General features: G+C 66.3%; 11 protein-coding genes. 8 read left to right on the forward strand and 3 right to left on the reverse strand.

Annotated features, from left to right (window positions below; genetic code table 11):
- Positions 1-271: 271 nt before the first annotated feature.
- Both JQK15_RS06290 and JQK15_RS06295 read left to right on the forward strand, forming a co-directional pair.
- The gene (locus JQK15_RS06290; RefSeq protein ID WP_251007612.1) at positions 272-1,654 is read left to right on the forward strand and encodes an MFS transporter; all 1,383 of its coding nucleotides are present in this window, start codon (positions 272-274) and stop codon (positions 1,652-1,654) included.
- Between the two features lie 25 nt (positions 1,655-1,679).
- Positions 1,680-3,155 (forward strand): aldehyde dehydrogenase family protein, encoded by a 1,476-nt coding sequence (locus JQK15_RS06295; RefSeq protein WP_097382920.1) that lies wholly within the window; start codon positions 1,680-1,682, stop codon positions 3,153-3,155.
- Positions 3,156-3,177: 22 nt separating this feature from the next.
- Here the strand turns inward: JQK15_RS06295 and JQK15_RS06300 are convergent, their stop codons facing one another.
- The 3 genes from JQK15_RS06300 to JQK15_RS06310 are packed head-to-tail and all read right to left on the reverse strand — an operon-like array spanning position 3,178 to position 6,010.
- Entirely contained in the window at positions 3,178-4,572 is a 1,395-nt protein-coding gene (locus tag JQK15_RS06300) for a M20/M25/M40 family metallo-hydrolase (protein WP_502956790.1), read from the reverse strand.
- Between the two features lie 8 nt (positions 4,573-4,580).
- Complete coding sequence (locus JQK15_RS06305; protein WP_004212347.1) at positions 4,581-4,772, reverse strand: ferredoxin; 192 nt, start codon at positions 4,770-4,772, stop codon at positions 4,581-4,583.
- Complete coding sequence (locus tag JQK15_RS06310; RefSeq protein ID WP_214864261.1) at positions 4,769-6,010, reverse strand: cytochrome P450; 1,242 nt, start codon at positions 6,008-6,010, stop codon at positions 4,769-4,771. Before JQK15_RS06310 ends, JQK15_RS06305 begins: the two co-directional genes overlap by 4 nt.
- A gap of 370 nt (positions 6,011-6,380) precedes the next feature.
- On the opposite strand from JQK15_RS06310, the gene JQK15_RS06315 reads away from it, so the two are divergent.
- From JQK15_RS06315 to JQK15_RS06340, 6 genes are read left to right on the forward strand one after another with little or no spacing between them, the layout of a single operon-like run.
- Positions 6,381-7,562 (forward strand): acyl-CoA dehydrogenase family protein, encoded by a 1,182-nt coding sequence (locus JQK15_RS06315; RefSeq protein WP_214864263.1) that lies wholly within the window; start codon positions 6,381-6,383, stop codon positions 7,560-7,562.
- Positions 7,563-7,608: 46 nt separating this feature from the next.
- Positions 7,609-8,760, forward strand: coding sequence for an acyl-CoA dehydrogenase family protein (locus tag JQK15_RS06320; protein ID WP_214864266.1), 1,152 nt, complete (start codon positions 7,609-7,611; stop codon positions 8,758-8,760).
- A 7-nt stretch (positions 8,761-8,767) separates the two neighbouring features.
- The gene (locus JQK15_RS06325; RefSeq protein ID WP_214864268.1) at positions 8,768-9,787 is read left to right on the forward strand and encodes an NADP-dependent oxidoreductase; all 1,020 of its coding nucleotides are present in this window, start codon (positions 8,768-8,770) and stop codon (positions 9,785-9,787) included.
- A gap of 10 nt (positions 9,788-9,797) precedes the next feature.
- Entirely contained in the window at positions 9,798-11,006 is a 1,209-nt protein-coding gene (locus JQK15_RS06330) for a CoA transferase (protein ID WP_214864271.1), read from the forward strand.
- Positions 11,003-11,827 (forward strand): HTD2 family dehydratase, encoded by an 825-nt coding sequence (locus tag JQK15_RS06335; RefSeq protein ID WP_214864274.1) that lies wholly within the window; start codon positions 11,003-11,005, stop codon positions 11,825-11,827. The genes JQK15_RS06330 and JQK15_RS06335 overlap by 4 nt, the downstream gene beginning before the upstream one ends.
- A gap of 13 nt (positions 11,828-11,840) precedes the next feature.
- Positions 11,841-12,995, forward strand: coding sequence for an acyl-CoA dehydrogenase family protein (locus JQK15_RS06340; RefSeq protein WP_214864276.1), 1,155 nt, complete (start codon positions 11,841-11,843; stop codon positions 12,993-12,995).
- The last annotated feature ends 11 nt before the right edge of the window (positions 12,996-13,006 follow it).

A 13,006-nucleotide genomic window follows, 5' to 3' on the forward strand; every position in this document is an offset into this window, starting at 1 on the left:
CGGTGGATGTCAACTAATTTTGCACCAGTGGTAAATGTTTGATCGAAAAGAATTTGCCCCCTTGCCGCAACGGAAATCCGGCCTTCTTATTAGGGACAGGGGATAAAGCCGCGAAAAGCGGCGCATCATATATTGACCTATGGTGCAAAAATGTGCGTTATGCCGGCAACAGATCGTGCCGCTCCGCGGACCAGGCACGGCGATCAGCATGGAGAAGGTCGGTGTCGAGCCTGCGCAACAGAGAATCGGTGATAATCAGGGCGTTCCGGCGATGAGCGAACCTGCCTTGTCCCTGTCAGCTTCGCCGTCATCCTCCGCGCCGATCGACAGCCCCGCGCCACCGCCTCCTGCTCCGGCCACCGCCGACTATCCCAGCCCCTTCATGGGCTGGCTGACGGTCGCGATCCTGTTCCTGCTCTATATCCTGTCGCTGACCGACCGGAACATCATGGCGCTGATGGTCGGCCCGATCAAACAGGATCTGGGTCTCTCCGACCTCCAGATCAGCCTGCTCCAGGGGCCGGCCTTCGCCGTCCTCTTCTGCCTCTGCGCCATTCCGCTCGGCATGGCGCTCGACCGGTTCAGCCGCCGCATCGTCCTCTATCTGTCGGTCACGGCCTGGAGCATCGCCGCCGCCTCCTGCGGCCTCGCCGGCAGCTTCATCGGCCTCGCCATGGCGCGGGCCGGGGTGGGCGCAGGCGAGTCGGGCTTTGGTACCGGCAGCTATTCGGTCGTCGGCGACAGCTTCCCGCCGCACCGTGTCTCGCTCGCCATGTCGGTCTTCATCATGGGCGGCGTCATGGGCGCGGGCATCGTCTTCCTGCTGGGCGGCCCGATCGTCGGCGCGGCGATGAAGGCCGGTCCTGCCGCCTGGCCGATCTTCGGCACGCTCCAGCCCTGGCAGCAGGTGTTCATCATGACCGGCGCGCCCGGCATCCTGCTCGCCTTCCTCGTCTTCCTGTTCCGCGAACCGCCCCGCCGCAAGGCCGTGAGCGCGGGCGCGGGCTATGGCGAGGCATGGGCCTATATCCGCCGGCACAAGCCGCTCTACACCACCGCCTTTGTCGGCTTCGGCCTGGCCTATGCCGCCACCATCGGCTTCCAGCTCTGGACCCCGGTCTATCTTGCCCGCGTCCATGGCTGGCAGCCGGCGCAGATCGGCCCGGTGATCGGCATCGCCCAGATCGCCGCCGCGGCGCTGATCCCGCTCCATGGCTGGACCGTCGATCGCCTCTATCGCCGGGGACGCAAGGACGCGCATCTCTTCTGGTGCCTGATGACCGTGCTGGCCGCCGCCCCCTTCGGCATCGCCGCCTTCCTGGTCGCCAGCCCCTGGGCTACGGTCGCCTGCTACTGGTGCTTCATGGCGCTGATCCTCTCGACCGCCAGCATGGGGCCGGCCACGGTCCAGGTCGTCACCCCGGCCTATCTGCGCGGCCGCGTCTCGGCCCTCTATGTGCTGGCATCCGGCCTCATCGCCATGGCCGGCGGCCCGGCCTTCATCGGCCTCGTCACCGACAAGCTGTGGGGCGACGAGATGAAGGTGGGCCTCTCGCTCATCACCAGCGTCTTCTGCGTGCTGCTGCCCGCCGCCCTTCTCTTCGCCCTCGGCCGCGCCTCGATGCGCCGCGCCCATGAAGGGGAGCCGGTCTGACCGGCCTTCCCGAAAGGACATAAAGATGATCGAAACCCGCCGCCCCGCCTTCATCGACGGCAAGCCCAAGCAGTTGCTGATCGACGGCCAGCATGTCGACGCCCTGTCCGGCAAGACATTCCAGAGCTTCAGCGCCTCCACTGGCGAACTGGTCGCCGATCTGGCGCTGGCCGGCGCCGAGGATGTCGACCGCGCCGTGCGCGCCGCGCGCGCCGCCTTCGAAGGGCCATGGAGCCGGTTCAAGCCGGCCGAGCGCCAGGCGGTGCTGCTGCGCCTCGCCGATCTGGTCGATGCCGAGTTCCAGGATCTCGCCCTGCTCGACGTGATCGAGATGGGCCGGCCGATCACCGCCGCCATGGGGCTGCGCGGCATGTTGCAGCGATCGCTGCGCCATTTCGCCGGCGCCGCCACCGCCATCCATGGCGAGACTTTGTCCAACAGCTTTCCGGTCGATCTCCTGTCCTACACGCTCAAGGAGCCGGTCGGCGTCGTCGGCGCGATCATCCCCTGGAACGGGCCGCTGTTCAGCGCCGCCTGGAAGATCGGCCCTGTACTCGCCACCGGCTGCACCATCGTGCTGAAGCCGGCCGAGGATGCCTCGCTCAGCCCGCTGCGCTTTGCCGAACTCTGCCTGGAGGCCGGCGTGCCACCGGGCGTCGTCAATGTCGTCACCGGCGCGGGCGAGACCGGCGCGGCCCTTTCCGCCCATCCCGACGTCGACAAGATCGCCTTCACCGGCTCGTGCGAGACCGGCCAGCGGATCATCGCCGCCTCGGCCGGATCGGTGAAGAAGGTGACGATGGAACTGGGCGGCAAATCGCCCAACATCATCTTCGCCGACGCCGATCTCGACGCTGCGACCCCAGCCGCCGCGATGGGCGTGTTCAACAATTCGGGTCAGGTCTGCGCCGCCGGCACCCGCCTGTTCGTCGAACGGCCTGTCTATGAGGAGATGGTGCAGCGCATCGCCGCCTTCGCCGCCAATCTCAAGATCGGCCCCAGCCTCGATCCCGAAACCGTGATCGGCCCGCTGGTGTCGGCCAAACAGTTCGCCCGCGTCTCCTCCTATCTCGACCTTGGCCCGCAGGAGGGCGCCCGGCTCGTCACCGGCGGCCATCGCGTCACCGGCGGCGCGCTCGACAAGGGCCATTGGGTGGCGCCGACCATCTTCGCCGATGTAACCGACGAGATGCGGATCGCGCGTGAGGAAATTTTCGGACCCGTCTCCTGCATCCTGCCCTTCGACAGCCTGGACGAGGTGATCGGCCGCGCCAACGCGACCCGCTTCGGCCTCGCCGGCGGGGTCTGGACCCGCGACATCGGCAAGGCCATGACGGCGGTCAAGCGCATCCGCGCCGGCTCCATCTGGGTGAACCATTATTTCGCCATGGACCCGTCGGTGCCGTTCGGCGGCTACAAGATGAGCGGCTATGGCCGGGAGGGCGGCGCCGAACATATCGACGCCTATCTCCAGACCAAGGGCGTGTGGATCCGCACCTGAGCGGCGCCAACCGAGGGGCCGGTCAGCGCCCCTCGGCATAGGCGCGGATTAGCGCATAGAGATAGTCGCGTCCATCATAGACGCTCTTCACCCGGATGCGCTCGTCCACCCCATGCGCGCCATTGCCGTCGGGATCGAGGAAGATGCCCGGCACGCCATAGGTCGGAATGCCCGCCGCGCTGAGATAGCGGCCATCGGTGCCGGCGGTCAGCAGGTTGGGCACCACCGGAATGCCGGGGAAATGCCGCTGCGCCAGTTTTTCGGCCGGTCCCATGATCCGGGGGTCGAGCGGCGGCGGCACGGCCGGCGCGCCCTTGTCGCCCTTGCGGGTCAGGGTGATCCCGGATGGCAGGGCCGCGCGCAGCCGCGCCTCGACATCCTCCACCCTGTCGCCGGGAAACAGACGGCACTGGATCGTCGCCTGCGCCCGCTGCGGCAGCGCATTTTCGGCATGGCCCGCCTCCACCTGCGTCGCGACACAGGTGGTGCGCAGCATCGCATTATAGGTGACGTCGCCCGTCACCGTCGCGATCGTTGCGGCATCGTCCTGCCCCTGCCCCAGCCGCTCCATCGCCTGCCCCATCGCGCCGCCGACGATCGGCCCCATGCGGGTGAAATAGCCGCGATTGGTCGGGTTGAGCTGGATCGGGAATGACAGCCGCCGCACCGCCGCCAGCGCATCGGCCAGGTCATAGATCGCATTGTCGGGGCGCGGCCGGCTGCTATGGCCGCCGCTGTTGCGCGCCTCGATCGTGAAGCTCTGCGCATATTTCTCGCCCACCGCCAGATAGAGGGCGATCGGCCGGCCATCCTTGTCGCTGATGCCATAGCCGCCCTCGTTCAGGGCAAAGCCCGCCTGCACCGCATCGCGTCGTTTGCGCAGCAGCCAGTCGACGCCGTTCACCGCCTCGCCGCTTTCCTCGCCACAGGTCAGCGCCACCTTGATCGTGCGCCGGGGACGAAAGCCCGCCGCCTGCATCCGGATCAGGCTGTCGATCCAGATCGCCGACAGCGCCTTGTCGTCGATCACCCCGCGCCCGATGAAATAGCCCTTCTCCTCGGTCAGGCGGAACGGATCGCGCGGCCAATCCTCGCGCCGGGCGGAAACCACATCGATATGATCGACCAGCAGCAGCGGCGCGACGCGCGGATCGCTCCCCTCGATCCGGGCGATCAGGCCGCCATCCTTGTCATGCCCCTCCGGCACGAAGACCTCGGCGCGATCCGGCCCGAACCCGGCCTTGCGCAGCCGATCGAGCATCCGGCCCGCCGCCACGGTGCAGCTGCCGGTCGGCGCGCTGGTATCGGTCTCCACCAGTTCGCGATAGATATCGCGAAAGGCGATCTGGTCGGGGCGCAGTTCCGCCGCCATAGCCGGGCCGGATGCCAGCGCGACAAGGCCACCAAGGGCCAGCATGGAGCTTCTCATTTCTGGATGTCGAGCGCGCGTTCGGGGCAGGATTTGGCGCCCATCCAGGCCAGCCTCTCCTGCTCTTCCGGCACGTCGATGTCGCCGGGCATGATATAGCCCTCGTCATCCAGTTCGAAGATGTCGGGCGCCATCGCCCAGCAACGGGCATGGCCCTGGCATTTCTCGCGATGCACGATAATCTTCATGCCGCATCCTCCTGTGACCAGTCGAGGATGAGGTTTTCGATCCCGAACACATGGCCGCCATAGGTGACCGGCGCGGTACCGGACTTGATGCGGAAGGTCGGGATGCGCTTCAGCCATTCCTCCAGCCCCACAACGATCTCGCGCCGCGCCAGATGCGACCCCAGGCAGCGATGCGGACCATAGGCAAAGGCGGTGTGGCGATTATCCTCGCGGGCTAGGTCGATGCGCGCGGGATCGGCAAATTCCAGCGGATCGCGATTGGCGATCATCGTCGCGCAGGACACATAATCGCCCTTGCGGATCGGCGCGCCCTCGAAATCCACGTCCTTCGTTGCGACCCGGATCATCTGCACCGTCGGATAGGCGCGCAGCAATTCCTCCGCCGCCAGCACGATCCGCTTGGGGTCGTCGCGCAGCCATTGCTGGTCGGCCTGATGCCGCGCCAGATAGTTGAGGTCAAAGCCGATCGCGGCCGCCACCGTGTCCAGCCCGGCGATGAACAGCAGCACGCCCGTGCCCCTGATCTCCATGTCGGTCAGCGGCCGGTCGTCGATCCGCGACTGCACCAGGAAGGACATGAAATCATCCACCGGCTGCCGACGTCGGTTCGCCGACAATTCGTCGATGAAGGCAACGATAGTGCGCGCCGCCGCCGGTCGCTTCACATTGTCGCCATGCAGCAGGTCATTGGCCCAGCCGACAAATTCGTCGAGCCGATCGTCCGACAGGCCCAGGAAGCGCAGGAAGATATTGACCGCGAAGGGGAAGGCGAAATCGGTCATCACGTCGCAGTTGGTGCCGGACGCCGCGATCCGGTCGATCAGCACGCTCGCCCTTTCGCGCACCGCGGTCTCCAGCGCCATCACCCGCTTGGGCGACAGCAGCGGGTTGAGCAGCGAGCGGAACTTGCCATGTTCGGGCGGGTCCAGTTCCAGCGGGATCATCGGCCAGCTTTCCCCCAGTGCCGAGGCAAAGATGCTGCGATGGCTGGAGAAGGTTTCGGGATCCTGCAACACCCGTCGCTGGTCCTGCGCGCGCGTGATGACCCATGTGCCCTTGCCGTCGCGGGTGTTGACCGGCGAATAGAAGATGCGCGGCCCATCATGCACCACCGCGCTCGCCGCCTGCGGATCGCCATTGGGCGTCGGCTCCAGCCCCGGCGAACTGAACAGGCTGAAATTGCCGATCATGTCGGGCGGCACATGCGCCGGGATCGGACGGGCGGCCATGGTTTCCATACTACGCTCTCCTGCAGCGGTAGCCAGTTCTCGCGCCAAGACGGACCGGCCTTATCAATTTTGCATTATGGTATAGTTTATGAACAGGTGACCGGCTGTCAATCGGACAATCGTCGTTACGATATTTTCCCTTGCGCGGCGCACGGGCGCCGCCGCATTTCCACGCTTTTCCGCCACATTGCGCAAAATTCGCGATTTCCGTTGCGGATGAAAATTATCCTTGAGTGCAAAATATAACTAGCCACCTGTGCAATATTGACCTAAGGAATCGCTCATGGATCGCAAGCGGCCATCCGAAAGCCGCGAGCAGCCCGACGGGTAACACCCGGACGGCGCGTTCGCCTTTCGAGCAGAACAGGGATGTGAGTGGATGGCGGAAATGGAGCCCATCGATAGAGAAGAATTCCGGCAGGAGGCGCGCGCCTGGCTGAAGGCGAATTTTCCGCCGGCGCTGACCAATGTGCCCGGCCTCCTCTTCCAGGGCGACGCCCACGCCGCCGCCGCCAATGCCGACTACCAGCTCTGGCGCCAGCGCATGACCGACAAGGGATGGGGCGTGCCCACATGGGCGCCGCGCTATGGTGGCGCCGGCCTCACCGAAGCCCATGGCAAGATCATCGGCGAGGAACTGACGGCGATCGGCGGTTTCAACCCGATCCGCAGCTATGGCACGATGATGCTTGGCCCGACCTTGCTGGAATATGGCGACGAAGCGCAGAAGCTGGAACATCTGCCGTTCATCGCCAGCCATGAACGGCGCTGGTGCCAGGGCTTTTCCGAACCCGGCGCGGGATCGGACCTGGCCGCGCTCCAGACCAAATGCATCGACATGGGTGACCATTGGCTGGTCAGCGGGCAGAAGATCTGGACATCGGGCGCCGACCAGGCCGACTGGTGCTTCGTCCTGGTCCGCACCGATACCGAGCGCAAGCAGGGCGGCATCAGCTTTCTGCTGGTCGACATGCAATCCGAAGGGATCGAGGCCCGGCCGATCGTCCTCATCAGCGGATCGACCCATTTCTGCGAAGTCTTCTTCAACGATGTGAAGGTGCCCAAGGGCAATCTGGTGGGCGAGGTCAACCAAGGCTGGACCATCGCCAAGCGGCTGCTGCAGTTCGAACGCAACAGCCTGTCGGAGGTGAAGGCCGACATCACCCCCCTAGCCCCGCTCGCCCACGATTATCTGGGCACGGACGCGCTCGGGCGGATCGACAGCCCGGACCTGCGCGCCCGGCTGGTGCGCAATGCGATGCGGCATGAAGCCTATATGGCAACCGTTCGTCGGCTCGCAGCCGAAGCGAAGAATGGCGGCCCCAGCCATGGCGTGTCAGCACTCAAGAATTTGTGGTCCGGCATCATCCAGGAACGGGCCGAGCTGCTGGTCGAGATCATGGGCGCCGATGGCCTGGGCTGGGCCGGCGATCCTTATAGCGCGGCCGAGACGGAGGCGACGCGCGCCTGGCTGCACAGCAAGGCCTTCTCCATCTACGGCGGCAGCTACGAGGTGCAGAACAATATCACCGCCAAGCGCACGCTGGGCCTGCCGGGCTGAGCATGGGCGAGGACGAGAGAAAAGACAGGATGCGGGAGGACGCGCCGTGGCGGTGCTGAACGAAGAACAGACGATGCTGAAGGACATGGCGTCGGAATGGGTGCGCGACCGCCTGCCCGTGACCGCGCTGCGTGGCCTGTACGATCATGGCGGCGGCGGTCTCAGCGGATCGGACGGCTATGATGCCGAGGCCTGGGCCGAAATGGCGCAGATGGGCTGGTGCGGCATCATCGTGCCGGAAGACCATGGCGGCGCAGATTTCGGCTATCTGAGCCTTGGCCTGGTGATCGAGGAACTGGGGCGCACTCTGGCCGCCTCGCCGCTCATCAGCTCCGCGCTGGTCGCTGCGTCTGCGCTCCGCCTCGCGGGCACGCAGGATCAGCAGGCCCGCTGGCTGCCGGGCATCGCCGACGGATCGCTGATCGGCACGCTGGCGCTCGACGAAGGGCCACATCATGCCCCCGAGCGCACCGCGCTGGCGGCCACGGCCTCAGGCGATGGCTGGGCCCTGTCCGGCACCAAGCGCCCGGTGCAGGACGGCATGATCGCCGGCCTCGCCATCGTCGCCGCGCGCACCAGCGGCGCGCCGGGCGATCGCGATGGCCTGACCCTGTTCCTGGTGCCGACCGACAGCGCCGGACTGGAACGGCAGGTGCTCGACCAGATCGACGCCCGGCGCCCGGCCCTTTACCGCTTCGAGAGTGTCAACATCGCTGTCAACGATGTGCTGGGCGAAGTCGGCAAGGCCGCCGACCTGATCGACGCGATCCGCGACCGGGCCGCGATCGGCATGGCGGCCGAAATGCTCGGCAGCGCGACCCAGGCCTTCGACACCACGCTCGATTATCTCAAGACCCGCGTCCAGTTCGGCGCGATCATCGGCTCCTTTCAGGCGCTCCAGCATCGCGCGGCCGAACTGTTCGGCGAATTGCAGCTGACGCGATCTGCCGTCGAAACCGCGCTGGCGGCGATCGATGCCGATGATCCGGCGCTCCCCGGCCTTGCCTCGCTCGCCAAGGCGACCGCCGGCGAAACGCTGCACCGCATATCTTCGCAGATGGTCCAACTGCACGGCGGCATCGGCATGACCCATGAACATGATGCCGGCCTTTACCTGAAGCGCGCCCGCGTCGCGGAGCAATGCTATGGCAGCACCGCCTGGCACCGCGAGCGCTGGGCCCGTCTCAATGGCTATTGAAGGGCCAATGACCATGCAATCGCGCGAAATACAGCTGAAGCGCCGCCCGGTCGGCGCCCCGGTGGCGGAGGATTTCGCCACCGTCGAACAGGCTCTGCCACCGCCCGGCCCCGGTGAGGTCCAGGTCCGTAATCTCTGGATGGCGGTCGACCCGGCGATGCGCGGGCGGATGAGCGACGCCAAGAGCTACGTCCCGCCCTTTGCCCTTGATGCGGCGATGGAGGGGCCGGCGATCGGCGAAGTGATCGCCTCCAATGATCCGGCGTTCGCGCCTGGCGACCTCGTCTTTTCCCGGCTTGGCTGGCGTGAGGCGTTCAACGCCCTAGGCCCCGCGCTCCAGCATCGCGATCGCCAGGCACTGCCACCCCAGGCCTATCTCTGCTTCGCCGGCATGACCGGCCTCACCGCCTATGCCGGGCTCATCCGCATTGCCGAATTGCAGCCGGGCGACACCGTCTTCGTGTCGGCCGCGTCCGGTGCCGTCGGATCGATCGCCTGCCAGATCGCCCGCAACATGGGGTGCAAGGTGATCGGATCGGCGGGCGGCCCGGACAAGACCGCCTTCCTGCGCGATGTGCTCAAGGTCGACGCCGCAATCGATTACAAGGCAGAGCCGAACCTGACCAAAGCGCTCGCCCGCGAAGTCAAGGCGATCGGTGCCAGCGGCATCGACGTCTATTTCGACAATGTCGGCGGCGATCATCTGCAGGCAGCGCTGTCGCTCGCCAATGATTTCGCGCGCTTCGCCATCTGCGGCATGATCTCGCAATATAACGTTACCGACGCGCCGACCGTGCCGCGCAACCTCACCATGCTGATGACCAAGCGCATCCGCATGCAGGGCTATATCGCGCTCGACCATATGGATCTGGAGGCGGAGATGCTGGAGCGCATGACCGCCTGGAACCAGGCCGGGCAGATGGCCTCGGCCGAAACCGTCTATGACGGCATCGACAAGGCGCTCGACGCCTTCTGGGGCCTGTTCTCGGGCGCCAATATCGGCCGCACGATGGTCAGGCTGGGCTAGGAGGAATTTCATGTACGACATGCTCAAGGGCCTGCGCGTGGTTGAGGGCGCCGCCTTCATCGCCGGCCCGTCCTGCGGCCTGCACCTGGCACAGATGGGGGCGGAGGTGATCCGTTTCGATGCTATCGGTGGCGGCCCGGACTATCGCCGCTGGCCGGTCGCGCCGTCCGGCGCCAGCCTCTATTGGGAGGGGCTCAACAAGGGCAAGAAATCGATCGCGATTGATCTGGGCCGGCCCGAAGGGCGCGAACTGGCGGTCGCCATCGCCACCGCACCGGGCGACAATGCCGGCCTGTTCCTCACCAATTATCCGGTCAAGGGCTTCCTCAGCCATGAGGCGCTGGCCGCGCGCCGTGCCGACATCATCAGCGTCCGCGTGATGGGCTGGGCCGACGGGTCACCGGCGGTCGATTACACCATCAACGCCGCCGCCGGCGTGCCGATGATGACCGGCCCGGCCGACGATGACCGTCCAGTCAACCATGTCCTGCCGGCCTGGGATCTGCTCGGCGGCGCCTATGCCGCCTTTGCCATGACGTCCGCCCTGCTGCGCCGGCGCGCGACCGGCCAGGGCGCTGAAATCCGCGTGCCCCTGTCCGATCTCGCGGCCTCCACCCTGTCGCATCTGGGCTCCGTGGCCGAAGTGCTGTCAGCTGGCGACCGGCCGCGCATGGGCAATGACCTGTTCGGCGCCTTCGGCCGGGATTTCCTGACCGCCGACGGCAAAAGGCTAATCGTCGTTGCCATTACCCCGCGCCAATGGACCGGCCTCCTCAAGACGCTGGACCTTGGCGAGGCGATCGCCGCGATCGAAAGCCAAACGGGTGCCAACTTCGCCAGGGATGAAGGCGCCCGCTTCACCCATCGCGCCCGGCTATTCCCGCTGTTCGAGGCCGCCTTCGCCGCCCGCAGCAGCAATGCGCTGAAACCCGCTTTCGACGCAGGCGGCGTCACCTGGGGCGAATATCAGTCGCTGCATCAGGCCGTGACGCAGGACGAACGGCTGTTCACCAACAATCCTCTGTTCAAGACGATCGCCCATCCCAGCGGCCTCACCTACCCCACATCCGGCCCGGCGGGCACGCTGGCCGGCGAGGCGCGCGGTGCCGTCGGTACGGCCCCACGCCTTGGCGAGCATAGCGACCAGATATTGAGCGAGCTGCTGGGGCTCGACAGCGGCGCGATCGGCCGCCTCCATGACGAAGGACTGGTCGCATGACACTTTCCCCATCCGATATCGCCCATTGGCAGACATGGGCCGGCAGGACCGAGAGCCGGACCGAAATGCTCGACCGGGAAGCGCTGCGCCGCTTTGCCGCCGCGATCGGCGAGCCGCTCGATGTCGAGGCGGTTCAGCCCTCGCTGGCCCATTGGGCCTTCTTCCTGCCGGTTGCCGCCGCCGACCAGATCGGCCCAGACGGCCATCCCAAACGCGGCGGCTTCCTGCCGCCGATCAGCCTGCCGCGCCGCATGTTCGCCGCCGCCGAGATGCAGTTCCATGCGCCCCTGATGCTCGACTGGGAAGCGACCCGCACCTCGACCGTGCTCGACATCGCCCACAAGAGCGGCCGCAGCGGCGAGCTTGTCCTCGTGAAGGTCGGTCACAGCATCGTCCAGGCCGATCGCGAACGGGTGAGCGAGGTGCAGACCATCGTCTATCGCGACACCGGGACACCGACGCCCGCGATCGTCCCCGCCGCCTTTGACGACGCCCCCGATGATGTGAACTGGGCGCCGAACAGCGTCGACCTGTTCCGCTTCTCGGCCGTCACCTTCAACAGCCATCGCATCCATTATGACCTACCCTATGCGAACGGCGAGGAGGGCTATCCAGGCCTGGTGATCCACGGCCCCTTCACCGCCGCCAGATTGTTCGGCCATGCCCGGCGCGGTGGCCGCAGCCCGACCCGCTTCACCTTCCGCGCGGTCGCGCCGGTCTTCGCCGGCCAGCCGGTGTTGCTGCGCGAGGATGAAGCCGGCCGCTGCCGCGCGATCCGCTGCGACGGCAGCGACGCGATGGTCGCCGACATCGGATATTGAGAGGAGATTTTTCATGGACGCCGAGACGTTCGACCTGTTCCGCACCACCGTCCGCCGCTTCGTCAGTGAAAAGCTGATCCCGGCCGAGGACGCCGTCGAGGAAGCGGATGCGGTTCCCGAAACCATCATCCAGCAGATGCGCGACATGGGCCTGTTCGGCCTGTCCGTGCCGGAAGAGTTTGGCGGCATCGGCTGCACCATGGCGGAGGAAGCGGCGATCATCCGCGAGATCACCCGCGCGTCGGTCGTGTTCCGCTCCGTGATCGGCACCACCGTCGGCATCGGCAGCCAGGGCATCGTCATGGACGGGACCGAGGAACAGAAGCGCGAATGGCTGCCCAAATTCGCCACCGGTGAGGCGATCGCCAGCTTCGGCCTGACCGAGCCGGAGGCTGGGTCCGACGCCGGTTCACTGCGCACCGTGGCGGTCCGCGACGGCGACACTTACCGCATCACCGGCACCAAGCGCTATATCACCAATGCCCCGCGCGCCAGCGTCTTCACCCTGATGGCCCGGACCGAACCGGATGTGAAGGGCGCGGCCGGCATTTCCGCCTTCATTCTGCCCGCCGACACCCCCGGCATCAGCTTCGGCAAGCCGGACAAGAAAATGGGGCAGAAGGGGTCGATCACCACCGATGTGATCCTGGACGATGTCGTCGTGCCGGCCGCCAACATCATCGGCGGCGTACCCGGTCGCGGCTTCAAGACCGCGATGAAGGTGCTGGATCGCGGCCGCATCCATATCGCCGCGGTCGCGCTCGGCATGTGCCAGCGGCTGATCGACATGGCCCTGCAATATGCCATGGAGCGCAAGCAGTTCGGCCAGCGCATCGCCGATTTCCAGCTGGTCCAGGCAATGCTCGCCGACATGAAGGTCGACATGCTGACCACCGAGGCGCTGATGCAGTCGGTCGCCGCCAAGTTCGACGCGGGCGAGCCGGTCAGCCTGGAATGCGCCGCGCTCAAATATTACGCCTCCGAAGCCGTCGGCCGGATCGCCGACCGCGCCGTCCAGATCTATGGCGGCGCCGGCTATATGGCCGAATATAAGGTCGAGCGCTTCTATCGCGATGTCCGGCTGCTGCGCATCTATGAAGGCACCAGCCAGATCCAGCAGACCATCATCGCCAAGCAGATGATCCGCCAGGCCGAAGCGGCCGCCTGATCCTCTCCATT

This window comes from Sphingobium sp. BHU LFT2, from assembly GCF_018604485.1.
Taxonomy (GTDB): Bacteria; Pseudomonadota; Alphaproteobacteria; order Sphingomonadales; family Sphingomonadaceae; genus Sphingobium; species Sphingobium yanoikuyae_A.

Coding starts and splice junctions, on each gene's coding strand:
- JQK15_RS06290 (WP_251007612.1), top strand. CDS start 272: ATGAGCGAACCTGCCTTGTCCCTGTCAGCTTCGCCGTCATCCTCCGCG.
- JQK15_RS06295 (WP_097382920.1), top strand. CDS start 1,680: ATGATCGAAACCCGCCGCCCCGCCTTCATCGACGGCAAGCCCAAGCAG.
- JQK15_RS06300 (WP_502956790.1), bottom strand. CDS start 4,572: ATGCTGGCCCTTGGTGGCCTTGTCGCGCTGGCATCCGGCCCGGCTATG.
- JQK15_RS06305 (WP_004212347.1), bottom strand. CDS start 4,772: ATGAAGATTATCGTGCATCGCGAGAAATGCCAGGGCCATGCCCGTTGC.
- JQK15_RS06310 (WP_214864261.1), bottom strand. CDS start 6,010: ATGGAAACCATGGCCGCCCGTCCGATCCCGGCGCATGTGCCGCCCGAC.
- JQK15_RS06315 (WP_214864263.1), top strand. CDS start 6,381: ATGGCGGAAATGGAGCCCATCGATAGAGAAGAATTCCGGCAGGAGGCG.
- JQK15_RS06325 (WP_214864268.1), top strand. CDS start 8,768: ATGACCATGCAATCGCGCGAAATACAGCTGAAGCGCCGCCCGGTCGGC.
- JQK15_RS06330 (WP_214864271.1), top strand. CDS start 9,798: ATGTACGACATGCTCAAGGGCCTGCGCGTGGTTGAGGGCGCCGCCTTC.
- JQK15_RS06335 (WP_214864274.1), top strand. CDS start 11,003: ATGACACTTTCCCCATCCGATATCGCCCATTGGCAGACATGGGCCGGC.
- JQK15_RS06340 (WP_214864276.1), top strand. CDS start 11,841: ATGGACGCCGAGACGTTCGACCTGTTCCGCACCACCGTCCGCCGCTTC.